Origin of the sequence: Nonomuraea sp. CA-141351, assembly GCF_050944675.1 — a bacterium.
Classification (GTDB): Bacteria; Actinomycetota; Actinomycetes; order Streptosporangiales; family Streptosporangiaceae; genus Nonomuraea.
Map to the genome: position 1 here is coordinate 11,326,794 of NZ_CP191982.1, position 23,405 is coordinate 11,350,198.

Annotated in this window: 22 protein-coding genes and 1 tRNA gene; 4 read left to right on the plus strand and 19 right to left on the minus strand. The window is 69.3% G+C overall.

Features of this window, described 5'->3' with window-relative positions:
• Positions 1-48 precede the first annotated feature (48 nt).
• On the plus strand, positions 49-906 hold the full coding sequence (locus tag ACQPWU_RS53300; RefSeq protein ID WP_433434614.1) for an NAD(P)-dependent oxidoreductase: 858 nt from the start codon (positions 49-51) through the stop codon (positions 904-906).
• Here ACQPWU_RS53300 and ACQPWU_RS53305 read toward each other — a convergent pair.
• Complete coding sequence (locus ACQPWU_RS53305; RefSeq protein WP_433434615.1) at positions 903-2,273, minus strand: cystathionine beta-synthase; 1,371 nt, start codon at positions 2,271-2,273, stop codon at positions 903-905. The two genes, ACQPWU_RS53300 and ACQPWU_RS53305, sit on opposite strands and share 4 nt — an antisense overlap.
• 127 nt (positions 2,274-2,400) lie before the next feature.
• Between ACQPWU_RS53305 and ACQPWU_RS53310 the strand changes: the two genes are divergently transcribed.
• The 3 genes from ACQPWU_RS53310 (at position 2,401) to ACQPWU_RS53320 (ending at position 6,171) form a co-directional block, all read left to right on the plus strand.
• Positions 2,401-3,426: an SGNH/GDSL hydrolase family protein gene (locus tag ACQPWU_RS53310; protein ID WP_433434617.1), complete on the plus strand. Its 1,026-nt coding sequence runs from the start codon at positions 2,401-2,403 to the stop codon at positions 3,424-3,426.
• 124 nt (positions 3,427-3,550) lie between these two features.
• Positions 3,551-4,909: a PQQ-binding-like beta-propeller repeat protein gene (locus tag ACQPWU_RS53315; protein ID WP_433434619.1), complete on the plus strand. Its 1,359-nt coding sequence runs from the start codon at positions 3,551-3,553 to the stop codon at positions 4,907-4,909.
• Between the two features lie 44 nt (positions 4,910-4,953).
• Entirely contained in the window at positions 4,954-6,171 is a 1,218-nt protein-coding gene (locus ACQPWU_RS53320) for an acetyl-CoA C-acetyltransferase (protein WP_433434620.1), read from the plus strand.
• Positions 6,172-6,714: 543 nt separating this feature from the next.
• On the opposite strand, the gene ACQPWU_RS53325 is transcribed toward ACQPWU_RS53320, so the two are convergent.
• From ACQPWU_RS53325 to mfd, 18 genes are all read right to left on the minus strand, one after another.
• On the minus strand, positions 6,715-7,122 hold the full coding sequence (locus ACQPWU_RS53325) for a PPOX class F420-dependent oxidoreductase (RefSeq protein WP_360683603.1): 408 nt from the start codon (positions 7,120-7,122) through the stop codon (positions 6,715-6,717).
• Positions 7,123-7,175: 53 nt separating this feature from the next.
• Positions 7,176-7,409, minus strand: coding sequence for a DUF4287 domain-containing protein (locus tag ACQPWU_RS53330; protein ID WP_433434622.1), 234 nt, complete (start codon positions 7,407-7,409; stop codon positions 7,176-7,178).
• Between the two features lie 171 nt (positions 7,410-7,580).
• Entirely contained in the window at positions 7,581-8,372 is a 792-nt protein-coding gene (locus ACQPWU_RS53335; protein WP_433434624.1) for a Bax inhibitor-1/YccA family protein, read from the minus strand.
• Between the two features lie 509 nt (positions 8,373-8,881).
• A tRNA-Leu gene (locus tag ACQPWU_RS53340) sits at positions 8,882-8,954 on the minus strand.
• A gap of 49 nt (positions 8,955-9,003) precedes the next feature.
• Positions 9,004-9,561, minus strand: a complete 558-nt coding sequence (locus ACQPWU_RS53345) for a peptide deformylase (RefSeq protein WP_433434625.1) — start codon at positions 9,559-9,561, stop codon at positions 9,004-9,006.
• 64 nt (positions 9,562-9,625) lie between these two features.
• Positions 9,626-10,138 carry a glycine cleavage system protein R gene (locus tag ACQPWU_RS53350; RefSeq protein ID WP_433434627.1) on the minus strand — a complete coding sequence of 171 codons (513 nt, stop codon included), beginning with the start codon at positions 10,136-10,138 and terminating at the stop codon, positions 9,626-9,628.
• A 78-nt stretch (positions 10,139-10,216) separates the two neighbouring features.
• Complete coding sequence (locus tag ACQPWU_RS53355) at positions 10,217-11,533, minus strand: NAD(P)/FAD-dependent oxidoreductase (RefSeq protein ID WP_433434629.1); 1,317 nt, start codon at positions 11,531-11,533, stop codon at positions 10,217-10,219.
• Between the two features lie 95 nt (positions 11,534-11,628).
• On the minus strand, positions 11,629-12,423 hold the full coding sequence (locus ACQPWU_RS53360; RefSeq protein WP_360683619.1) for a uracil-DNA glycosylase: 795 nt from the start codon (positions 12,421-12,423) through the stop codon (positions 11,629-11,631).
• A gap of 18 nt (positions 12,424-12,441) precedes the next feature.
• Entirely contained in the window at positions 12,442-13,311 is an 870-nt protein-coding gene (locus ACQPWU_RS53365) for a hypothetical protein (protein WP_433434632.1), read from the minus strand.
• Positions 13,308-13,634 carry a PadR family transcriptional regulator gene (locus ACQPWU_RS53370; protein WP_360683625.1) on the minus strand — a complete coding sequence of 109 codons (327 nt, stop codon included), beginning with the start codon at positions 13,632-13,634 and terminating at the stop codon, positions 13,308-13,310. The genes ACQPWU_RS53365 and ACQPWU_RS53370 overlap by 4 nt, the downstream gene beginning before the upstream one ends.
• Positions 13,635-13,728: 94 nt before the next feature.
• On the minus strand, positions 13,729-14,832 hold the full coding sequence (locus ACQPWU_RS53375; protein ID WP_433434634.1) for a hypothetical protein: 1,104 nt from the start codon (positions 14,830-14,832) through the stop codon (positions 13,729-13,731).
• Between the two features lie 172 nt (positions 14,833-15,004).
• Positions 15,005-15,952 (minus strand): exopolyphosphatase, encoded by a 948-nt coding sequence (locus tag ACQPWU_RS53380; RefSeq protein WP_433434635.1) that lies wholly within the window; start codon positions 15,950-15,952, stop codon positions 15,005-15,007.
• Positions 15,943-16,431: a DUF501 domain-containing protein gene (locus tag ACQPWU_RS53385; RefSeq protein WP_360683661.1), complete on the minus strand. Its 489-nt coding sequence runs from the start codon at positions 16,429-16,431 to the stop codon at positions 15,943-15,945. Before ACQPWU_RS53385 ends, ACQPWU_RS53380 begins: the two co-directional genes overlap by 10 nt.
• Positions 16,421-16,846 (minus strand): septum formation initiator family protein, encoded by a 426-nt coding sequence (locus ACQPWU_RS53390; protein ID WP_433434637.1) that lies wholly within the window; start codon positions 16,844-16,846, stop codon positions 16,421-16,423. Before ACQPWU_RS53390 ends, ACQPWU_RS53385 begins: the two co-directional genes overlap by 11 nt.
• A gap of 61 nt (positions 16,847-16,907) precedes the next feature.
• Positions 16,908-18,185 (minus strand): phosphopyruvate hydratase, encoded by a 1,278-nt coding sequence (eno, locus tag ACQPWU_RS53395; protein ID WP_433434639.1) that lies wholly within the window; start codon positions 18,183-18,185, stop codon positions 16,908-16,910.
• A 134-nt stretch (positions 18,186-18,319) separates the two neighbouring features.
• On the minus strand, positions 18,320-19,258 hold the full coding sequence (locus ACQPWU_RS53400; RefSeq protein WP_433434641.1) for a MazG family protein: 939 nt from the start codon (positions 19,256-19,258) through the stop codon (positions 18,320-18,322).
• Positions 19,259-19,261: 3 nt separating this feature from the next.
• The gene (locus ACQPWU_RS53405; RefSeq protein ID WP_433434643.1) at positions 19,262-19,864 is read right to left on the minus strand and encodes a SurA N-terminal domain-containing protein; all 603 of its coding nucleotides are present in this window, start codon (positions 19,862-19,864) and stop codon (positions 19,262-19,264) included.
• A 29-nt stretch (positions 19,865-19,893) separates the two neighbouring features.
• Complete coding sequence (gene mfd / locus ACQPWU_RS53410; protein ID WP_433434644.1) at positions 19,894-23,382, minus strand: transcription-repair coupling factor; 3,489 nt, start codon at positions 23,380-23,382, stop codon at positions 19,894-19,896.
• Between the last annotated feature and the right edge of the window lie 23 nt (positions 23,383-23,405).

Below are 23,405 nucleotides of genomic sequence, written 5' to 3' on the forward strand. Positions count from 1 at the left end.
TAGCGGGGCCGAAGGATTTCCGTAGCGGCGTGCCCGAGGGTGAGGGGCATGAGTCAAGTGACAGTCGTGGGACTCGGCCCGATGGGGTCGAAGATGGCAGAGACCTTCCTGGCCGCCGGGCACGAGGTGACGGTGTGGAACCGTACGGCGAGCAAGGCAGCGCCGCTGGTGGCCAAGGGCGCCAGGCAGGCGGCGAGCGCGGCGGACGGCGAGCTGCTGGTGGTCAGCCAGATCAGCTACCAGGCGATGTACGACAGCCTCGGCGACGCCAGGCTGGAGGGGAAGACGGTGGTCAACCTCAGCTCCGACACCCCGGAGGCGCTGAGGAGGGCCGCCCGGTGGGTGGAGGAGCGCGGTGGCACGCTGATCACGGCGGGCATCATGGTCCCGCCGCCGGCGATCGGCCTGCCGGGCGCGTACACCTTCTACAGCGGCCCCAAGGAGGCCCTCGACCGGCACGCCGGGACGCTGGAGGCGCTGAGCGAGGTCACCTACGTCGGGCCGGACCAGGGCCTGGCGATGATGTACTACCAGGCCCAGCTGCTGATCTTCTGGTCGAGCCTGACCAGCTTCATGCACGCCATGGCGCTGCTGCGCACGGCGGAGGTGCCGCCGCGGGAGTTCCTGCCGTTCGCCCAGAACCTGTTCACCCAGGTGGGCGGTGACGGCCCCATGGGGTACGCCAAGATCCTGGCCGACTGCTTCGAGGCCGGCGAGTACCCGGGCGGTCAGAACTCCCTGCACATGCAGGCCGTCGGCATCGGCCACGCCGTCGAGGCGCTGGCCGAGGCCGCGATGGAGACCACGGTGCCGGGCGCGCTCAAGGCGTTGTTCGAGCGCGCCGACGCCGAGGGCCGCGGCCACGAGGGCCTCGGCACCGTGATCGAGTCGATCAGAAAGCCCTAGTGATTCGCCAGGAAGGCGAGCAGGTCCTGCCGGGTGATCATGCCCGCGGGCTTGCCGTCTTCCAGCACAACCGCCGCATCGGCCTTCTCCAGTGCTTCAACCGCACGCGACACAGGTTCACCACTGCCGATCATGGGTAGCGGCGCTGACATGTGATCGGCGATCGGGTCATCGGAGGAGAGCCTGCCGTGATAGAGGGCTTCGAGGAGGTCGCGCTCGACGATGGAGCCGACCACCTCGGCCGCCATGACCGGCGGCTCCTCCTTCATCACCGGAAGCTGGGAGACCGAGTATTCGCGCATGATGGAGATGGCCGTGCCGACCGACTCGTGCGGATGCGCGTGCACGAACTCCGGCAGCCCCGGCCCCTTCCGGGCCAGCACGTCGCTGACCAGCCCTTCCTCGGAGGGCGTGGTCAGGAAGCCGTAGTCGGCCATCCAGTCGTCGTTGAAGATCTTCGACAGGTAGCCGCGGCCGCCGTCGGGCAGCAGCACGACGATCATGTCGTCGGGTGCGGCCGTGGCCGCCACGCGCAGCGCCGCCACGACCGCCATCCCGCACGACCCGCCGACCAGCAGCCCCTCCTCGCGGGCCAGCCTGCGGGTCATGTTGAACGACTCCTTGTCGGACACCGCGATGATCTCGTCGCAGATCTTGGTGTCGTACGTGGCCGGCCAGATGTCCTCGCCGACCCCTTCCACGAGGTACGGCCGGCCGGAGCCGCCCGAGTAGACCGAGCCCTCGGGGTCGGCCCCGATGATCTTCACCCGCCCGCCGGAGATCTCCTTGAGGTAGCGGCCGGTGCCGCTGATCGTGCCGCCGGTGCCGATGCCCGCGACGAAGTGGGTGATCCGGCCCTCGGTCTGCTCCCAGATCTCCGGCCCCGTCGAGTGGTAGTGGGAGTCGGGGTTGTTGACGTTGGAGTACTGGTCGGGCTTCCAGGCGTTCGGCACCTCGCGGGCCAGCCTGTCGGACACCGAGTAGTACGAGTCGGGGTGGTCGGGCGAGACGGCGGTCGGGCAGACCACGACCTCCGCCCCGTACGCCCTCAGCACCGCGATCTTGTCCTGGGCCACCTTGTCCGGCACCACGAACAGGCACCGGTACCCCCTCTGCTGGGCCACGATCGCCAGACCCACGCCGGTGTTGCCGGAGGTCGGCTCGACGATCACGCCGCCGGGACGCAACTGGCCCGACGCCTCCGCGGCCTCGATCATGCGTACCGCGATGCGGTCCTTGACCGAGCCACCCGGGTTGAGATACTCGACCTTGGCCAGCACCTGTGCGGGCAGCCCCGCGTTGACTTTGTGCAGCCGGACGAGCGGAGTGTTCCCGATCAGATCGACCAGGGAATCGTAAACGCGCACCGAGGTGTTCACCTTCTTTGCCGAAGCTTGGTCAGCTTGTCTGTGGCCGAGATCCATTGGGGGTGGCAGGCCCTCGACTAGTTTTCAAGCAAACGCTACCGCCGAGTTCGACCAGGGAGGGCAATACGTGGTCTGGCCAGCTGGTATGGCGCGCGCGGCACGCAAAATCGCCGCGGCCGCGGCGCTCGGTGGGGGCGGGCTGACTGCCCTCGGTGCCACGGCATACGGTCTGCTGATCGCCGAAGGGTTGCTCGCGCGCAAGGCCATCGGGCGCCCGCACGGGCTGGACGGGCCGCCGTCCGACGGCACGTACGGCGACTACCCCGGCGAGCCGCTCAAGATGGCCATGCTCGGCGACTCCACCTCCGTCGGACTCGGCCTGGCGGACCACAGCGAGACCCCCGGCGTGCTGCTCGCGAACGGACTGGCCTCGGTCGCCGAGCGTCCGGTGCACCTGCTCGTCGTCGGCAAGTCCGGCGCCCCGTCATCCGAGCTGGGAGAGCAGGTGGACAAGGCCCTGGCCATGGAGCCCGACGTGGCGGTGATCTTCGTGGGGGCCAACGACATCATCACGCAGACGCCGCCCGCGATCGCCGTACGACATCTGACCAAGGCCGTCCGGCGGCTTCGTGACGCGGGGGTCGAGGTGGTCGTGGGCACCTGTCCCGACCTCGGCACGGTGCGGCCGATCGCGCAGCCGCTGCGCTGGGTGACGCGGCGCTGGAGCCGCCAGCTCGCGGCGGCGCAGACGGTGGCGGTGGTCGACGCGGGCGGCCGTACGGTGGCGTTCGCCGACGTTCTGGGGCCAGAGTTCGATACAAATCCGACAGAAATGTTCGGACCGGATCGTTTCCATCCATCTGCCCGAGGTTACGCGCAGGCCGCTAACGCAGTGCTACCGTCGGTGTGCGCTGCGTTGGGGCTGTGGCCTGAGCCGCGGCCCGCACGTGGCGAAGCACTGCAACCGATCTACCTCGCGGCGGCTACGGCCGCGGAGGAGCCCGGCACCGAGGTCACCGCGACCCGGGTCGACGGGAGGGCGACGGGCCTGCACGGGAAGTGGGCGACGTTGCTCCGCCGGCGATTCGGCGTGACGCTCAACGACGCCCGGCGTGTGACGTCCAGGCTCGGCGAGACCGTCGACGACGCCTGACGTCCGACGCTCAGGCTCGGCTTAGGCCTGACGCCCGACGCTCAGGCCGGGCGAGGTGCGCCTGGTGCCGGTCACTCTGCGCGCTGGAGTCGCCACTCCTCGTCCTTTTTGGAGTGGATTGCCCGTGCAGCGTCCCCCCTGGAAACCGTCCATCGCCCTCGCAGGAACCCTCGTAGGAGCCCTCGCCGCGGCCGGCTGCTCCGGCAGCGACGCGGCCACCACCACGAACTTCCCGACCTGGCAGAACACCCAGGTCAACGTCGTCAGCCGGATGGCGGTGGCGGGCGGGGTGGTGGCCACCACCTCCATGAAGCCCGACGGCACGCTCGAGACCGTCGCCGTCGGCCTCCGCGACGGCAAGCGGCTGTGGGCCTACCCGGCCACCATGGCCGGCCGCCTGCCCGGCATGGGCGTCTCGACCCCGGCGATCGTGGAGACGTCCCAGGGCCAGGGAGTGGTCGTCGCGCTCGACCCTGCCAAGAGCGGCCGCTGGAACGCCACGCTCATCGCCCGCGACGCCCGTTCGGGGGCGCAGAAGTGGACCAGGCCGATGCATTCGACGTTCGGGCCGCAGCGCTGCGGTCCGTACATCTGCCTGTCCGAGCACACCGCCCTGGCCAAGGCCCGCACGGTGGTGCTCGACCCGGTCACGGGGAAGCTCCTGTGGAAGCTGCCGGGCATCTCCGAGGTGGAGTGGTCGGATCCGGCCCGGGTCCTGCTGCTCAGGCTGGCCGCCAACCCCGTGATCGAGTCGTACGAGCTCAAGACCGGCAAGCTGCAGTGGCAGCAGCCGATCGAGCAGGCGCTCGGCCCTGGCATCGACATGTCGGGCGGGTGGGCGTTCGGCGCGACGGATGACAACCTGGTCGGCTACGTCGCCCCCTACACGGACCCGCAGACCAAGAAGGTCTCCACCTTCGGCCTCTTCTCCGTCAAGATCGACAACGGGACGATCAACTGGATGCGTCCCTCGGTCGTACGCGTCTATCCCAGCGGCAACCCCGGCTACGCGCCCGTTGTGCGCCCCGTCGACCGCCAGGGTGCCTACGGCGGCTTCGCCCGGCTGGAATCGGAGAGCGGCCGGGTGCTCGGACAGATCACCGCGGCCGACGTCCCCGGCTCCGGCTGGTGGCTGGCCTTCCCCGACCGGATGGACAAGCTGGGCTTCCTCAAGCACGACGCCAAGGGCTCGGCGTTCGACCTGGCCACCGGCAAGTCCGTGCCGGTCGAGGAGGAGCGCGGCTGGTCCTTCTGCGTCACCGACCCCAAGCCGCTGCCGCTGCGCGGGCAGGCGCCGGGCTTCTACTCGACGGCGGCCATCTGCGAGTACGACCTGGGCACCGGCAAGCGGGTCCAGGGCGCCGTCGTGCCGCCCCCCTGGTTCACGGGCAGCCAGGACGGGTGGCGGCTGTGGCGCGACGAGAAGGGGGCCATCCACGCCGTCAACGACCAAACCGCGACCGCTCCGGGTATGTACGGATAGGACCGGAATATAGTTCTATCTGTAGCACCGACAAAGGAGGGGCCATGCCCGAGGCAGTCATCGTCGCTACCGCGCGTTCCCCGATCGGACGGGCCTTCAAGGGCTCGCTCAAGGAGATCCGTCCCGACGACCTGACCGTGCAGATGATCCAGGCGGCGCTGGCCAAGGTGCCCCAGCTCGATCCCTCGTCCATCGACGACATCATGCTGGGGTGCGGGCTGCCTGGAGGCGAGCAGGGGTTCAACATGGCCCGGGTGGTGTCGGTGATGCTCGGGCTGGACAACGTGCCCGGCACGACCGTGACGCGCTACTGCTCCTCGTCGCTGCAGACCACGCGGATGGCCTTCCACGCGATCAAGGCCGGCGAGGGGGACGTTTTCGTGTCGGCCGGGGTGGAGACGGTGTCCCGGTTCGTCAAGGGGAACTCCGACTCGCTGCCCGACACGCAGAACCCGATCTTCACGGACGCCGTGGCGCGTACCAAGGCCTTCGGCGAGGGCGGGAAGGTCTGGCATGACCCGCGCGAGGATGGCGATGTTCCCGACATCTACATCGCGATGGGACAGACCGCCGAGAACCTCGCCCAGCTGAAGGGGGTCACGCGGCGGGACCAGGACGAGTTCGGGGTGCGCTCGCAGAACCTCGCGGAGAAGGCGCTGGCCGACGGGTTCTGGGCGAAGGACATCACGCCGGTGACGCTGCCCGACGGGACGGTGGTGGAGAAGGACGACGGGCCGCGGGCGGGGACGACGTACGAGAAGGTCGCCACCCTCCAGCCGGTCTTCCGGCCCGACGGGACAGTGACCGCCGGCAACTGCTGTCCGCTGAACGACGGGGCGGCGGCCGTCATCGTGATGAGCGATGTGAAGGCCGCCGAGCTGGGGATCACGCCGCTGGCCCGGATCGTCTCGACCGGCGTCACGGGACTGTCCCCGGAGATCATGGGCCTGGGGCCGGTGGAGGCCTCGAAGCAGGCGCTCTCGCGGGCGGGGATGGCGATCGAGGACATCGACCTCGTGGAGATCAACGAGGCCTTCGCGGCACAGGTGATCCCGTCTTATCGGGATCTGGGGATCCCGCTGGACCGGCTCAACGTGAACGGCGGGGCCATCGCGGTGGGGCACCCGTTCGGGATGACGGGGGCGCGCATCACTTCCACACTGATCAACAGCCTCCAGCACCACGACAAGTCCATCGGCCTCGAAACCATGTGCGTCGGCGGCGGCCAGGGAATGGCGATGATCCTCGAGCGCCTGAGCTGATTTCAAGACCTCCATACGTTACGGCTGCGCCCGGGCGGGCCACCCGCCTTACTTCGGCTGGCGGCCCTCCAGGAAACGCCCTCTGACCCTTCACCGGCTGGGCGCCGTTACGCGAGCCCATGATTGCCCGGTTACCGTGGCCCACCCCGGGCGCCGTACGCGTTGCGCCGAGCACCACCGCACCACATCCCACCGACCCGGCGCCCTGGGCAGTGCGGCGTCGCAATGCGTCCGGCGCCGGCCCACCGTCGTGTGCCCGCACCCGCCCCGCAGAGCCGCCGTACCGGGCCGCGGACCCGGCGCCGAAGACGGACGGCGGGACGGACGCGCCTCCCCGCCGACGTGCGGCCCGTCCTACGTCCGTCGTCGGCGCGTGCGCAAGCCCGGCGCGCCGTCACATGAACCCGCGCCGCACCCGCCGACCCCGTACCGAGGACCGGCGGTGGCGCGGATGCGTTTCCCCGCCGACGTGCGGCACCGACCTGCGGACGCGCCGTTCGCGCCGAGGCCAAGACGGCCGCTCGTGCGGCGGTGTGGGTTCGGTCAGCCGCGGAAGTCGGGGCCGGCGTGGGTTGGGGTGATGCGGAGGAGGAGGCGGCGTTCGCGGATCATGGCGGCGCGGTAGTCGTCCCAGTCCGGGTGCTCGCCCGAAATGTCGCGGTAGTACGAGACCAGCCCCTCCATGGCCTCCGGGAGGGAGAGGACGTCGGCCGTGCCGTCCACCTGGATCCAGTCGCCGTAGAAGGCGCTCGTGAAGACGCAGAGCGAGACGTGCGGGTCGCGGCGGACGTTGCGCACCTTGACGGCCGTCTCCCGGGTGCTGATGACGATCTGGTCACCCGCCACTCCCGCGGTCACCGGAGACATCTGCGGGCGCCCATCGCGATGCCTGGTGAGGAGGATGGCGTGGTGGTTGGTGCGGAGGAAGGCGAGTGCCTTGTCGAGATCCATCCAGCCATGATGGCGCGCCCGCGCTTCGAGCACGGGCGCGGGGATGGATGGGCTTAGATGAAGCCCATGCGGTTACGGCGGTACCGCTCGTGTTCGTGAACGATCGCGGCGGCGTAGCCGTGGGACAGCCCGTGCTCGTCGGCAAGCCAGTTGGCCCGCTCATCGCACCTCAAGAAAGCCGGGCCGTTGTCGATGGCTTGGAACCACTCTGGGAGTTCGCGTCCCGTGATGGATGGGACCCTTGCGATCAGCTTTGTCTGCGTCTCCGGTGAGTGGTTCAAGGACATGGGCACCTCCGGCGGATAACGAGTCCTTTGGCTCGACACTGCAACACCTACGTCCGAATGGCAACCCCCTAACCAGGCATCATTTCGTGACGGCACGTAGATTTTCGGTCGCATACGGCGAGGGCCCCGCCGTGATGGCGAGGCCCTCGATGGTGAAGCGGAGGTTAACGATCAGTCGCTACTCGTGAAATAGCTGACGAAGCGGAGCACCTCGAGGTAGATCCAGACCAGGCTCAGCGTCAGGCCGAACGCGCACTGCCAGGCGAACTTCTCCGGCGCCCCCTGCCTGACGCCCTGCTCGATCGAGTCGAAGTCGAGCAGCAGGAAGAAGCAGCCGATCAGGATCATGACGATGCTGAACGCCCAGCCGATCGGGCTGTCGGTGCGCAGGCCGAGGCCGCCGTCGGCGAACAGGCCGACGAGCATGTTGACCAGCAGCAGCCCGAGCGCCGCGATGCCCGCGGCCAGGCCGAACTTCACGAGCTTGGGCGTGACGCGGATGACCCGCAACGAGTAGACCGTCAGCACCGCGCCGAACGCGAACGCCGTGCCGAGCACGGCCTGCAGCACGATGCCGCTGATGAGGCCCTCGAAGACGGAGCTGATCTTGCCGAGGAACACGCCCTCGAAGGCGGCGTACCCCAGGATGAGCGCCGGGTTGGTGCTCTGCGTGAACGAGGCGATCAGCCCCAGGATCAGCGCGACCACGGCGGCGCCGATGGCGACCCCGGGCGGGACGTTGAGGATCCACGCGGCGGCCGCGGCCACGACGAGCACCCCGAGGGTGAGGAACCCGCGCACGACGACGTCGTCGAGTGTCATGGTGCGGTACGCGGGCCGGGTGGGGACGGCGTACGACGGGGCGTCGTACATGTTCTGCAACTGACTGGGGGACGGGTCCGGGCCAGCCCAGCCCGCGGCCTGCTGCCGCGACCTGCTGAATACGGGGTTCTTGCTCTCCATCGCTGCCTCCTGTGACGCCGAGCCTACGGGGCGCAGCGGCACCTTGGTCAACTGGCATGTTCTTACGGGACTTCGGCAGCGATGACAACGAACGTGCCCGTCGCCGAGTTCCCAAGGTCATCGGGCCCGTTCCAAGATCATCCGTGCCCAGGGCGGGCGGGTCCGCCACAAGCGCCTTTTACTGTCCGTCCGCGCGAAAAGACCGGCAGTAATGACGTAGTCGAGCATTCACGGAAAGAAACGCCCCGGAGAAGCCGGAAGATGCAGAGAAACCGCGCCTTGTCAATATGGTCAGAGGTGAAAAGCAAACGACGCCCACATGAGCTTACTCACCCCCTCGGCGAGCGGCCCGACCGGCATCGCGCCGACGCCGGCAGCCCCTGCTACCAGGGGCGTTGCGGCCGCTGAGAGCGCGGCTCCATAACAACTCCATATCGGCCGCAGCAAGGTCGTCCGGCGATCGCGGTAAACCTCCAGGTCAGGGACCCAAAGGCGATGAAGACGGCAAGTGCCCCCGGCGGGATTCGAACCCGCACGTCAACCCTTTTAAGGGGTTTGCCTCTGCCATTGGGCTACGGGGGCGCCGCAATCATACGAAACAGACCATACTTCCGAGGAGCACAACTTCGCATCAAGAGTCACAACTGTGAAGTCTGCGGTGAAGTGATAGCGCTCCAGACACTCTGTCCAAGAAGAGTAGACCGTCCAGATGGTCCAGTTGGTGCTGAATGCAGCGGGCTTCGAGGGCATCCGCTTCGATGGTGACGGGCTCGCCCGTGCCTGGCAAATGCCCACGTACGGTGATACGGGTGGCACGGGGGACGTCTGCCGTGAGCCCTGTGATGGACGCGCACCCCTCGCGCCCGGGGTCCCAGTGGGAGGCCCTGGCGAGCCGTGGATTGGCCAGGACGAGCTCTCCGGCCCACGAACGGCTTCTGGGGTGGAGCCGCGCGTCAAAGGCGATCAGCCGCCAGCTCAGGCCGATCTGAGGAGCCGCCAGGCCGGTCGTGGAGGTCTCCCGGCGCAGAGTGGCGAGGAGGTCGGCGGCGGCGGCCACGATCTCGGGAGCGGTCGGATCGACCGGTTCGGCCATGGCGGACAGGAGGGGGTGGGGGGCGCCGAGCACCTCGCGCGGAGTCCCCGGACGGCCGCGGGCCACCCCCCGAAGCCCGCCGCCCCGGCCACTCACAGGCCCTCCTTCGCCGGTCCTGTGAGCGAACCTCTGTGTCCAGTGGTTCGCTCGCTGTGCTCGCTCACAGCAGGTCCGGTTCGACGGGGCGGAAGGTTATCGCCGAGTCCAGGCTGGTGCCGACGGCCGCCAGTCTGCGCATGAGCGCCGCCACGTCCACCTCCTTCGGCACCTCGACGTCGGCGATCAGCACGTACAGGCGGCCGGTGAGCCGGGTGCTCATCCCGGTGATGTTCCCCCCGTCCGCGGCCAGCACCGCGCTGATGGCCGAGATGATGCCGGGCCGGTCGGGCCCGTGCACGGTCAGCACGTAACCGAGGCCGCCTCCCTCCTCGCAGAAGTGGCGCTGGGCCTCGATGGCGGAAGCGGTCACCACGAGGTCGGGCGCGCACAGACATTTCAGCAGCTCGGCGGAGTCCAGGTCGCCCGACACCAGCAGCATCATCGCCACGTGGCCACCGAGCAACGTCATCGTCGAGTCCTGGATGTTAGCTCCGCAGTCGGCGAGCGAACCGGTGACTGCGGCGATCACGCCGGGCCGGTCGACGCCGAGCACGGTCACCGCTGAGAGCCCCACCCGTGGTACCCCTTCCGCTTGCGACCAGGGGTGCCGAAACGCCCCGGCGAGGCTCGCCGGGGCGCTGCCTTGCCTGGGCTAGCGGCGGGTCGTCGCGACCGCGGCCCTGAAGTCCTCACGCGGGTGCTCCATCTCACCCAGCGAGATCGTCTCCCGCTTGAAGAACAGGGCCAGGGTCCAATCGACGACGACGCGGACCTTGCGGTTCAGCGTCGGCACCCGCGACAGATGGTAGGTGCGGTGCATGAACCATGCAGGGAATCCGCGAAGCTTGACGCCATAGACATTGGCGACGCCTTGATGAAGGCCCAATCCGGCAACCGATCCGACATACTTGTGGCGGTATTCGACCAGTTGCTCTCCGCGCAGGTAGCGGACGATGTTGTCGGCCAGCACCTTGGCCTGCCGGACGGCGTGCTGGGCGTTCGGGGCGCAGAACTGGCCGGGGTTCGTCACGTCGGGCACCCCGGCGGCGTCTCCGGCCGCGAAGGCGCCCGGTGTGCCGGCGATCGTGAGCATGGCGGTGGTCTTGATCCGGCCGCGCTCGTCTAGCGGCAGGTCGCTGTCGTTCACGACGGGGCTGGGCTTGACGCCCGCGGTCCATACGAGGGTCTCCGCGTCGAAGGCCGAGCCGTCCGAGAGGATCACGTGGCCGCCGACGCAGGACTCCAGCCGGGTCTCGAGCTTGACCTCGATGCCGCGCTCGCGCAGCTGCTCCAGCGTCCACTTGCCCATCTCGGGGCCGACCTCGGGGAGCACCCGGTTGGTGGCCTCCACGAGCACCCAGCGGAGGTCCGACGGCCTGATGTTGCGGTAGTAGCGCGTCGAGTCCTTGGCCATGTCCTCCAGCTCGGCGAGCGCCTCGACGCCCGCGAACCCGGCCCCGACCACCACGAACGTGAGCGCCCTGCGCCGCACCTCCGGGTCGCCGGTCGACTCGGCCACGTCGAGCAGGTGCAGCACACGGTTGCGGAGCGCGATGGCCTCTCCCACGCTCTTGAAGCCGATCCCGATGTCGGTGAGGCCGGGAATGGGCAGCGTACGCGAGATCGATCCGGCGGCCATCACGATCACGTCGTAGGCCAGCTGGCGCGGCTCGCCCTGTGCCGGCTGGAAAGTGACCGTGCGGTCGGAGTGGTTGATCTTGGTGACCGTGCCGTTGAGAATCTGCGCCCTGGGCAGGATCCGCCGCAGCGGCGCCACCACGTGCCTGGGCGAGAGGTTACCCGCGGCCGCCTCAGGCAAGAAGGGCTGGTAGGTCATGTAGGACTGGGGGTCGATGATCGTGATGCGTGCCTCGCCGCTGCGCAGCTCCCGATGGAGTTTGCGCTGCAGCCGGAGCGCTGTGTACAGGCCGACGTATCCACCGCCGACGACCAAGATGTGCTTGTTCATCCTGAGGCCCCATCCCTCGTGGAGTGCTTGTGAAAGCATTCACAAGCTTACGTCAAGCGCACTCGATCAATCCAATCCAGGGGTGGTGCAACGCGTCACACAGCCAGTGACCTGGCCTTGGTGAAGACGTCGTCCAGCATCTGAGCGGTGACGCGGCCGGTGAACGTGTTCTGCTGGCTGGGGTGGTAGCAGCCCATCAGCGTGACGGGCGCGCCGGCGTACCGGACCTCGACCTCGACGCCGTGCCCGAACGGCGGCCTGCTGCGCGGCAGCTCGTAACCGGCGTCCTTGAGCGCGGGCCACATGGCCTGCCAGGCGTACCCGCCGAGCGCCACCACCACCCGCACGTACGGCGCGACGAGCTGCACCTCGCGGGCCATCCACGGGAAGCACGCGGCCTTCTCCGAGGGCGTGGGCTTGTTCGCGGGCGGCGCGCAGCGCACCGACGCCAGGACCCGCGCGCCGACGAGCTTCTGCCCGTCGCCGGCGTGCGTACTGGTCTCCTGTACGGCCAGGCCGCTGCGGTGCAGCGAGGCGAACAGCCAGTCGCCGCTGCGGTCACCCGTGAAGATCCGCCCGGTCCTGTTGCCCCCGTGCGCGGCCGGCGCCAGCCCGACGATCAGGATCCGCGGCTGCTCGTCACCCCAGCCGGGGACCGGACGGCCCCAGTACGTCTGGTCCGCGAACGCGCGCCGCTTCACGTCGGCGACCTGCTCGCGCCATTCCACCAGGCGGGGGCAGGCACGGCAGACGGACTGCCTGGCCGTGAGCTCCGCGAGGGTGCCGCTGGTGGCGGCGAGGCGGCGCACGTCCGCGGGGTCGAGCGCGACCGGGGTGTCAGCGGTCGCCGGGTCGTCGGGCCAGCCGGTGCCTGGAGGTACGAAGCTCATGACACCGATGGTGCCCGATCACTTGCCCTGCCTCGGACTGGGCGTGGGGGTCGGGCAGGTCCGCTTCGTCGCCTGACCCTGCTCGACCGCCTCCGACTGCTGGATCAGCGGCAGCGGGTAACGGTTGAGTATGGGCTCCCCGCACGACCGGTCGACCGTGTAGCCGTAGTCCTCGGGGTTGGTGGTCAGCGGCTTGCCGTCCTGGTCGTAGAGGTAGACGTCGGTCAGCGGGGTGCCGTCCTTGGCATACGGCTTGATGTTGTAGACACCGTCGCTGGACGCGGCCGGGGCCACCCACACCCCCTGCGGTGGCGCCGCCATGAGGACGGGCTCCCGGTCCTCACCGTACGAGGCGGCCGAGACCATCCCAGCGAATAACGTCAACGCCGCCACCAGGTTGAGCGCCGCCATGAGCCCCGTGCCCAACCGTCCCCTGCGCCGCCTGCCGAGCCAGACCGAGGCCCACACGCCCGCCGCGGCCAGGGCCCAGCCCGCGATGTTCGGCGGGACGAGCCCGCCGTCGCCGGTCGCCGCCAGCAGCAGCATGGCCAGCAGGTAGCCGCGCAGCACCCACCATCCGGGCCGCAGCTCCGGCAGGAAGCCTGCGAGGCTCCGGTACGGCCCCTGGCCCATCAGTCTGGTGTGCGCGCCCAGCACCCACGCCCAAGGGTCCGGACGGCGCCTCCTGCGGCTCTCAGGCCGGTCTCCGTACGCGGCCGCCAGCTCCTCCGCGTAGACCTCCGGCGGCCCGAGCCGGTCCTCCAGCGGCAGCTCCGAGTCCGCCGCGATCTCGGCCAGGTGGTCGTCGAGATCTTCGAGCAGCTCCTCCCGCTCGGGATGGTCGGCAAGGGCATCCCGTACGGCCTGCGCGTACTGTTCGGGGGTCATGCTGGTCCCTCCTTGAGCAGGGATGCCATGGTGGCCGAGAAAGAGGCCCAGGTCTTGGCCGACTCGGCGTACATGCCCCTGCCGACCTCGTTGAGCCCGTAGTACTTGCGGTGTGGCCCCTCGTCGGAGGCCACCACGTATGACGTGAGTGCGCCGGCTTTGAACAGGCGCCGCAGCGTGCCGTAGACCGAGGCGTCACCCACCTCTTCCAGGCCCGCCTCCCTGAGCCTGCGCACGACGTCGTATCCGTAGCCGTCGCGTTCGTGAAGCACCGCGAGCACGGCCAGGTCGAGCACGCCCTTGAGAAGCTGGCTGTGATCCACGTAAAGAACACTACTGCGCAAAACACAATAGCGGCAACAAGAAAACCGGACGGCGCCCGAGGGTGCCGTCCGGCTCTCAGTCAGTCACTCACGCTCAGCTGGAAGCCGGAGCCGAGGTCGCCGGAGCCGCGGCCGGAGCCGCGCACGGGGCGTAGGACTTGGTGACCGTGTCACTGTTGTCCGGACCCGTGACCGACAGCGTCACGGTGCCGCCCTTGGCGTCGTCGCCGGTCAGCGCCTTGGAGAGCGAGTCAACGCTCCTCGTGCCGCCGTCCGAGCCGAAGTACTCGGCGCCGCTGGAGACCGCCGTGCCGTTCACGGACCAGGTCCAGGAGACCCGGCCGCTACCGGTCGAGGTGATGCTGCCCAGAGCGTTGAGCGTGCAGCTGCCCGCGGTCGTCGACACCGTGGTGGAGGCGGAGACCTTGGCGGCCGGAGCCTCGTCCTTGCACCAGACCCGGTAGTAGGCCCGGTTGGAGGAGGTGGCGTCGGGGCTCAGGACCTCCAGCTGCGCCCAGCCGCGCTGGCTGTGACGCGGGGAGATGCCGAAGCCGACCTTGCGCGTGTCACGAACCTTGACCTTGCCGTAGTCGACCACGTCACCGTTGAGAACCCAGCGGTAACGGACCCACGTCGGGGTGTTGGCCTCGATCAGGCCGACGAAGTCGATCTTGTCGCCGGGGGTGCAGGAGCCGACGTACGAGTCGGGGCTGGCCCAAGCGCGGGCCGTCACCGTCGGGTCGAGGTGCGAGCGCACCTCCTTCGGCTCCTGGCAGGTGACGGAGAAGTAGCCCTTCTTGGAGGTGGCCTTCTTCGGACCGAGGACCTGGACGGCCTCCCAGCCCTTGACGTCCTCCTTGAAGGTCAGGGACTGCCTGACCGTCACCGACTTGGTGCCCTTGCCCGTGAGCTTGATCACCTTGACCTTGCTCTTGGACCCGTCACCGTGGAGCCAGCGGTAGGCCAGCTCCGTCTTGCCCTTGACCGCAACCTTGATCTTGGCCGAGAAGTCGACCTTGACCGGGCAAGATCCCTCGTAGTCATTGTCCGACGCCCGGGGCGCCGACACCGCGACCTTGGGCGCGGCCTTCGTCGCCGCCTGGGCGGGGCTGGCGACCAGGCCCGCGGCCAGGGCGGCCAGCACCGCGGCGGACGCGCCGAATGCCGCCGCCTTACGTGCTAACCCAACAGACTTCATGTGAGAGTGCTCCATTCCGTGAGGGAAGGTACGCGCTCGGGAACGGTCGCCACGCCGGCACCTTTCGTGCACAGCAATATGGCAAAGCCCCCGTAATGCCTCTTTACCTAACCACAATACTGATTGCACGCTCAACTCAGTCTAAGTACCGGAAATGTCCGGATTTCTTCAGCTATCGGGCGATTGACCACGCAATGCCATCGAGGATGTCGTGCTCGCTCACCACGACCTGGGAAAACGCAAAACGTCGTACGATCCGGTCAAGTATTAGCGCACCTGCGCCAATCACATCGACCCTTCCCGGATGCATCACCGGCACCTCGGCGCGCTCACCATGGGTCATCGCGAGCAGCCGCCGCGTCACCTCGTGAACCTGCTCCGCCGAAATCCTTGAGTGGTGAATTCTGGTCGAGTCGTAGGCGGGCAGGCCGAGCGAGATGCCCGCGACCGTCGTCACTGAGCCGGCCAGTCCCACGAGTGTGCGGGCCCGGTGGACGGGCACCTCCGCCTCGACCCGGTCGAGCGCCGCCTCGATGTCGGCCACCACGGCCTCCAGGGCCGGCGCCGAAGGCGGGTCTCCGGCGTCCTTCAGGTGCCGCTCGGTCAGGCGTACGCAGCCGATGTCCACCGACAGCGCGGCCTCGGCGTGCTCGGAGCCGACCACGAACTCGGTGGAGCCTCCCCCGATGTCCACCACCAGGTACGGGGGCAGCGGCCCCTGCGGCATCTCGGTCTCCGGCGACAGCCGTAGCAGGCCCTTGGTCGCGCCGACGAACGAGAGCTCGGCCTCCTCGGCTCCCGACACGACCTCCGGCTCGACCCCGAAGATCTCGCGGACCCCGTCCACGAACTCCTGCCGGTTGGCCGCGTCCCTGGTCGCGCTCGTGGCCACCACGCGGGTCCGGGTGGCGCCGTGCCGGTCGATCAGCTCGCGGTAGGCCCGCATGGCCTTGAACGTGCGCTCCAGGGCGTCGGGGGCCAGCCTGCCGGTCCTGTCGACGCCCTGGCCGAGGCGTACGATCTCCATCCGCCGCTCGACGTCGTCGATGAGGTCGTCGCCCACGTCGGCGACGAGCAGGCGTACGGAGTTGGTGCCGCAGTCGACAGCGGCTACACGCATGGTCCGTCACTCCACCACTGGGGGAGCGCGTCGAGCGCCTCCCTGCCGAACGGGTTGACTCCGGGCGCCGCCAGCTCGTGCGCGACGAGCGCGTGCAGGCACTTGACCCGCTCCGGCATGCCGCCGGTGCTCTGCATGTCACGCGGCAGCGGCTCGAGGCCCTGCTCCTGCGCGGCCTCGTCGCGCCTGGCGACGTAGTCGTCGTGCGCCGCCCGGTAGGCGGCGGCCAGCTCGGGATCGGTGGCCAGCCTGGCCTGCATCTCCCGCATCAGTCCCGAGCCTTCCAGCGTGCCGATGGCCGAGGCCGCCTTGGGACAGGTCAGGTAGTAGAGAGTCGGGAAGGGCGAGCCGTCGGGCAGCCGCGGCGCGGTCTCCACCACGTCGGGGTTGCCGCACGGGCAGCGATGCGCCACCGCGCGCAGCCCCCTGGGCGGCCGCCCGAGCTGCCGTCGCACTGTCTCGACGTCCTTACTGTCCAACACTTTCCTTCCCCGTCACGGCCCGGCGCCCTGTGCCCTTGTCGGCGGCCTCCACCGACTCCCAGAGCGTCTCGTACCACGGCGGCGCCGCCGGCTGCTGCTGCACGGCCGCCTGCTCCTTGGTCTGCTGGCGCTCCATCACCACGAAGCACTTTTCTCCCGGCCCGCAGTAGAACAGCCGCTCCTTGGCCGTCTTCTTCTGCCAGTTGGGATCGTAGATCTGCCGGTCTCGCTCGAGCAGCGTCTGCTTCTCCGCCTCGACCCTGGCCTTCTCCGCCCGGAGCTCGGCGATGCTGCGGCGCAGGCTGATGTACTCGCGCACGGGGTAGGCCAGGCTCATCGCGATCGCGCACACCACAATGGCCAGGATGGCGGCCCGCCCGGTCAGCTGCGGCCTCTTCGCCAATTGCTCCACACCCCCTTCAAGTACGGGGGCTCGCGGGTGGATCAGGACTCCGCGAGCCCGGTACTCGAAACTAGCGCCCGAAACGCGGGAAAGCGGCGCGACCCGCGTAGCGGGCTGCGTCGTCGAGCAGCTCCTCGATGCGCAGCAGCTGGTTGTACTTCGCCACGCGGTCGGAGCGGGCCGGGGCCCCGGTCTTGATCTGGCCGCAGTTGACCGCCACGGCCAGGTCGGCGATCGTCGTGTCCTCGGTCTCGCCGGAGCGGTGGCTCATCATGCACTTGTAGCCGTTGCGGTGGGCCAGGTCCACGGCGTCGAGCGTCTCCGACAGCGTGCCGATCTGGTTGACCTTGACCAGCAGGGCGTTGGCGGTGCCCTCCTTGATGCCGCGCTCGAGCCGCTCGGGGTTGGTGACGAACAGGTCGTCGCCGACGAGCTGGACCTTGTCGCCGAGCGCCTCGGTGATGGCCTTCCAGCCCGCCCAGTCCTCCTCGTCGAGCGGGTCCTCGATGGAGACCAGCGGGTAGTTGGCGACCAGGTCCTCGTAGAACGCGATCAGCTCCTGCGCCGACAGGCCCTTGCCGTCGATCGTGTAGACGCCGTCCTGGTGGAACTCGGAGGCGGCCACGTCGAGCGCCAGCGCGATGTCGTCGCCCGGCACGTAGCCGGCCCGCTCGATGGCGACCAGGATGAGGTCGAGCGCGTCGCGGTTGGACGGCAGGTTGGGCGCGAAGCCGCCCTCGTCGCCCAGGCCGGTGGCGTAGCCCTTCTCCTTGAGCACGCTCTTGAGCGCGTGGTAGACCTCGGTGCCCATGCGCACGGCCTCGCGGAACGTCTCCGCCCCGATCGGCGCGATCATGAACTCCTGGATGTCGACATTGGTGTCGGCGTGGGCGCCGCCGTTGAGGATGTTCATCATCGGTACGGGCAGCACATGGGCGTTGGGGCCGCCGACGTAGCGGAAGAGCGGCAGGTCGGCGCTGTCGGCGGCGGCCTTCGCGACGGCCAGCGAGACGCCCAGGATGGCGTTGGCGCCGAGCTTGGCCTTGTTGGGCGTGCGGTCCAGGTCGATCATGATCTGGTCAATGATGCGCTGGTCCTCGGCCTCGACCCCGTTGATCTCCTCGAAGATCTCGTCGGTCACGGCGAGGACGGCCTTCTCCACGCCCTTGCCGCCGTAACGCTTGCCGCCGTCACGCAGCTCGACCGCCTCGAACTGGCCGGTGGACGCCCCGCTCGGCACGGCCGCGCGGCCGCTGCTGCCGTCGTCGAGCACCACCTCGACCTCGACCGTGGGGTTGCCTCGCGAGTCGAGGATCTCGCGGGCGTATACGACCTCGATGGTAGCCACGGGATGCGCTCCTAAATCGGAAAGGCAATATGCCATCAGAGCCTATCGGTACGTCCGTACGCCGCACCGCACGGTCAGGCACGTGCCCCGGTGAACCTTTCGACCACACTCGAGAACCGCCCTCGACAACCGTGTCAGGCGGATTCCCAGGCGTGGACGCGGTCGCGGTATGCGCGGGCGGCGGCCCGGAGTTCGGCCTCGGCGTCGAGGCCGGCGTCGCCGGCGCGGCGGACCAGGTCGAAGAGCTCGCGCGCCACCCCCTGCCCCACGGCGGCCGCCAGCGAGTCGGGCGCACCGGCGCGGGAGGCGCGGCGCAGGAGCTGGGCGACCAGCGAGAGCGCGGGCTGCCCCATGGGCACGCCGTCGAGCACGGACTCGCGCCCCTTGGACGCCCGCTCGGCCGCCTTGATCGCATCCCAGTTGTCGTTGACCTCGTCGGCGCTCTCCGCCCGCACGGAGCCGAACACATGAGGGTGGCGGCGTATGAGCTTCTCCACGATCCCGGCCGCCACGTCGTCCATGTCGAAATCCTCGGCCACCCGCGCGTGGAAGACCACCTGCAGCAGCAGATCGCCCAGCTCCTCCCGAAGCGCCGGGTAGTCGCCCTGCTCGATGGTCTCCAGCACCTCGTAGGCCTCTTCGAGCAGGTACGGCACCAACGACTCATGCGTCTGCTTACGGTCCCACGGGCACTCGGTGCGCAGCCGGTCCATCACCGCCACCAGGTCGAGCACCCGCGCCCCGGGAAGGTCGTACGAGCCGGGTACCACCTCGATCAGCGGCGGCTCCTCGAGCGCGATCGCGGCGTGCCCCACCGCGCGCATGAAGTCCTCGGCGTCCTTCTCGGACATCGACGCGAGCCAGACGACGGTCTCGCCGACCGCCCGCACCGCCAGCCCCTGCGGGTCGGGCTCCACGACCTCGACGGAGACCCCCGCCTCCTCCAGGTAGGGGAGCTGCGGGTGCGCGGCGGAGCCGGTCAGCACCGGCCCGGAGCGCAGAGCCTGCCAGGCCTGGTGGCTCAGCAGGCCCGGTGCGACCCTGGGCGAGGTGGTGACGACGATCAGCGGCACGACTCAACCCTGCTGTTGCTGCTGCTGCGCCTGCTGGGTGGCGGCCTTGCCGAACCGGCCCGCGTCAATGAACAGCGACGGGTTCTCCTGCGACGGCGACGGGTTCACCACGCCGAAACGGGGGTTGAAGGTCGTCTTGATCGCGGAGAACTCCTTGCGCAGCTGCTCCGTGCCGGCCTGACCGGCCGCCTGCTGCAGCTTGGCCATCCCGACGGCCGTGCGCGCGTACTCGCGGGCGTAGGTCGGCGCGACGCCCAGCGCCAGCAGGTTGATCTCGGCGTTCTGGTACTGGCCGGGATCCTGGAGCTTGGCGTCGATCTCCTTGTCGGTCACCTGAACGTTGCGGCTGGCCATGAACTGCTTGGCCGCGCTGATGTCGGCGAGCCGCTGCAACACGTACTGGGTGATCGGCACGCCGAGCGCCGTCTCGTCCAGATTGTTCCTCTTCAGCGCGGCCTTGTAGGCCTCCGCGTCCGTGGTGAGCTGACTCGTCGAGATGCGCTCGTTCCCCACCACGGCCGCGGCCCCGGCCTGCACAGGGGAGGAGCAGGCGGTCAGGGCGATGCCCACCGCCGCGGCGGCCACAGCCACTCGTATCGACTTCACGTGCGTCCCTTTCCGACCGAAAACCGCCGCTAGCTTACCCGCGCTGGCTCGAGGAACAGTGCCTCGACCAGGTCACCGCACCATTTGAGCAGGTCGAGATCGCGTAGTGGCTGCCCCCCGAGCGGCTTGGTCTTGGGGACCGGCACCAGGAGCGTCTCGGCCGCCTGCTTGTATATCGCCTTCTTGTAGAGCCGGTCGAGCCGGACCTGCTGCGACTCCCTCAGCCTCGCCGGGCCGAACTTGATGTTCTGGGCCTGCAGCGTGACGTCCGTGAGCCCGGCCTGGCGCGCCTTGATCCGGAACCTGGCCACCTCCAGGAGGTTGTCCACCTCCGCGGGCGGCTTGCCGTAACGGTCGGTCAGCTCCTCGCGCACCTCGTCGATGTCGGCGTGGGTGGCGATGGCCGCGATCCGCTTGTACGCCTCCAGCCGCAGCCGCTCGGACGTGACGTAGTCGTGCGGGATGTGGGCGTTGATCGGCAGCTCGACCTTGACGTCCTGCTGCTCCTCGCGCACCTCGGCGCCGTCGAGCTTGGCCTTCTGCTCCTGCACGGCCTCGGCCATCAGCCGCACGTACAGGTCGAAGCCGACGCCCGCGATGAACCCGGACTGCTCGGCGCCCAGCACGTTCCCCGCGCCGCGGATCTCGAGGTCCTTCATCGCGACGTACATGCCCGCGCCCATCTCGGTGTGCTGCGAGATCGTGGCCAGCCGCTCGTGGGCGGTCTCGGTCAGCGGCTTCTCGGGCGGGTAGAGGAAGTACGCGTAACCGCGCTCCCTGCCTCGCCCGACGCGCCCTCGGAGCTGGTGGAGCTGGGACAGTCCGTAGTTGTCGGCCCGGTCCACGATCAGCGTGTTGGCGTTGGGCACGTCGAGCCCGGACTCGACGATCGTGGTGGAGACCAGCAGGTCGTACTCCCGCTCCCAGAACCCCACCATGATCTTCTCGAGCTGGTGCTCGTTCATCTGCCCGTGCGCCACCGCGATGCGCGCCTCGGGCACCAGCTCGCGCAGCCGCGCGGCCACGCGGTTGATCGAGGCCACCCGGTTGTGCACGAAGAAGATCTGCCCGTCGCGCATCAGCTCGCGCCTGATCGCGGCCCCGATCTGCTTCTCCTCGTACGGCCCCACGAACGTGAGGATCGGATGCCGCTCCTCGGGCGGCGTGAGGATCGTGGACATCTCGCGGATGCCGGTCAGGCCCATCTCCAGCGTGCGCGGGATCGGCGTGGCCGACATGGCCAGGACGTCGACCTGCGTACGCAGGTGCTTCATCGCCTCTTTGTGCTCGACGCCGAACCGCTGCTCCTCGTCGATGATGATCAACCCGAGGTCCTTGAACCTGACCTCGGGGCTGAGCAGCCGGTGCGTGCCGATCACCACGTCGACCGCGCCCGACCTGAGCCCTTCGAGCGTGCCCTTGACCTCGCCGTCGGTCTGGAAGCGGGAGATGGGCTTGAGCGTGACCGGGAAGCTGGAGAAGCGCTCGGTGAACGTCGACATGTGCTGCTGCACCAGCAGCGTCGTCGGCACCAGCACGGCCACCTGCTTGCCGTCCTGCACCGCCTTGAACGCCGCCCGCACCGCGATCTCGGTCTTGCCGTAGCCGACGTCGCCGCAGATAAGCCGGTCCATCGGGATGCCGCGCTCCATGTCGCGCTTGACCTCGTCGATGGCCTCGAGCTGGTCGCCGGTCTCCGCGTACGGGAAGGCGTCCTCCATCTCCCGCTGCCACGGCGTGTCGTCCCCGAACGCGTGGCCCGGCGAGGCCATGCGGGCGGAGTAGAGCCTGATCAGCTCCCCCGCGATCTCCTTGACCGCCTTCTTCGCCCGGGACTTGGCCTTGGCCCAGTCCGCGCCGCCCATGCGGTTGAGCGTGGGCGCCTCGCCTCCGACGTAGCGGGTGACCTCGTCGAGCTGGTCGGTCGGCACGTAGAGCCGGTCGCCCTTGGCGTATTCGATGACCAGGTATTCGCGGGTGGCGCCCTGGACCGTGCGCTGGACCATCTCGACGTAGCGGCCCACGCCGTGCTGTTCGTGCACCACGTGGTCGCCGACCTTGAGCTGGAGCGGGTCGACCATGTTGCGGCGGCGCGACGGCAGCCGCCGCATGTCCTTGGTGGACGCCTTCTGCCCGACCAGGTCGAGATGGGTGAGCACGGCCAGGCTCGGGGTGATGAAGCCGTGCTCGATGAGGCCCGTCGTGACGTGGACGACCTTGGGCTCAGGCGCCTTGTCCAGGTACTGCTGGAGCCTGGCGGGCACGTCGACGCCCTTGAGCAGCTCCACCATGCGCTCCGCGGGCCCGTGGCCCTCGCTGAGCAGCACGACGGCCTTGTCGTCGGCCAGCCAGCCCTTGATGTCGGCCAGCGCCTTGGCGGTGTCGCCGCGGTAGGCCTCGGAGTCCTGAGCGTCGAGCTCGACCCCGCCCCCGAACGGCGCCATCGTCCACCACGGCTGGCCCAGCACGTCGGCGTGGTCGCGGATCTCCTCCAGCGTGCGGAACGCCGCCGCGCCCAGGTCGATGGGCGCCTCGCCGCCGGCCGCCGCGTTGATCCAGGAGGCCTCCAGGAACTCCTGCGAGGTGCGTACGAGCTCCTCGGCCCGCCCCCTGATCCGCTCGGGATCGCACACGAACACCGCGGACCGCACCGGCAGGTGGTCGAGCAGCAGGTCCATCTCCCCGGCCAGCACGGGCGCGAACGCCTCCATGCCCTCGACCGGCGTGCCCTCGGCGAGTTGGTCGAGCACCTCGGCCAGCGGCGGGTACTGCTCGGCCAGCTCCCGCGCCCGGATCCTGACCTCGTCGGTCAGCAGCAGCTCCCGGCACGGCGGCGCGAACAACCCGCCTTCCGCCGCCTCGAGCGAGCGCTGGTCGGCCACCTTGAACCAGCGGATCTCCTCGACCGTGTCGCCCCAGAACTCCAGGCGCAGCGGGTGCTCCTCGGTCGGCGGGAACACGTCGAGCAGCCCGCCGCGCACGGCCACCTCTCCGCGCTTCTCCACCATGTCGACCCGGTGGTAGCCGTTGGTCACCAGGCGGTCGACGACCTCCTCGAGGTCGGCGTCGTCGCCCGCCCGCAGCCTGGTCGGCTCGAGATCGCCGAGCCCCTTCACGATCGGCTGCAGCAGCGCCCTGACCGGCGCCACGATCACACTGAGCGGCCCGGCCGCCGTGTCGCCCTTGACCGGGTGCGCCAGCCGCCTCAGGACCGCCAGCCGCTGCCCCACCGTGTCGCTGCGCGGCGAGAGCCGCTCGTGCGGCAACGTCTCCCACGCCGGGAACACCGCCACGGAACTCGGCTCGACGAGGCTGGTCAAGGCCGCGGCGAGATCTTCGGCCTCACGCCCCGTGGCGGTGACCGCGAGCACGGTCCGCTGGTCGTGCGTGGCCAGCGCGGCCACGCCGAACGGCCGCAGCGCGCTTGGCGCGATCAGCGCGACATCGCCGCCCTCTTCGAGAGCGGCGGTCAACTTCGGGTCGGCGCGAACAAGGTCAAGTAGCCCGGAAAGACTCATCAGATACGCCCACAGCCCCACGA

What these genes read in the sequence shown, in the direction of transcription:
- ACQPWU_RS53300 (WP_433434614.1), top strand. Translation starts at nt 49, where the DNA reads ATGAGTCAAGTGACAGTCGTGGGACTCGGCCCGATGGGGTCGAAGATG.
- ACQPWU_RS53320 (WP_433434620.1), top strand. Translation starts at nt 4,954, where the DNA reads ATGCCCGAGGCAGTCATCGTCGCTACCGCGCGTTCCCCGATCGGACGG.
- ACQPWU_RS53325 (WP_360683603.1), bottom strand. Translation starts at nt 7,122, where the DNA reads ATGGATCTCGACAAGGCACTCGCCTTCCTCCGCACCAACCACCACGCC.
- ACQPWU_RS53330 (WP_433434622.1), bottom strand. Translation starts at nt 7,409, where the DNA reads ATGTCCTTGAACCACTCACCGGAGACGCAGACAAAGCTGATCGCAAGG.
- ACQPWU_RS53335 (WP_433434624.1), bottom strand. Translation starts at nt 8,372, where the DNA reads ATGGAGAGCAAGAACCCCGTATTCAGCAGGTCGCGGCAGCAGGCCGCG.
- ACQPWU_RS53355 (WP_433434629.1), bottom strand. Translation starts at nt 11,533, where the DNA reads ATGAACAAGCACATCTTGGTCGTCGGCGGTGGATACGTCGGCCTGTAC.
- ACQPWU_RS53360 (WP_360683619.1), bottom strand. Translation starts at nt 12,423, where the DNA reads ATGAGCTTCGTACCTCCAGGCACCGGCTGGCCCGACGACCCGGCGACC.
- ACQPWU_RS53365 (WP_433434632.1), bottom strand. Translation starts at nt 13,311, where the DNA reads ATGACCCCCGAACAGTACGCGCAGGCCGTACGGGATGCCCTTGCCGAC.
- ACQPWU_RS53375 (WP_433434634.1), bottom strand. Translation starts at nt 14,832, where the DNA reads ATGAAGTCTGTTGGGTTAGCACGTAAGGCGGCGGCATTCGGCGCGTCC.
- ACQPWU_RS53380 (WP_433434635.1), bottom strand. Translation starts at nt 15,952, where the DNA reads ATGCGTGTAGCCGCTGTCGACTGCGGCACCAACTCCGTACGCCTGCTC.
- mfd (WP_433434644.1), bottom strand. Translation starts at nt 23,382, where the DNA reads ATGAGTCTTTCCGGGCTACTTGACCTTGTTCGCGCCGACCCGAAGTTG.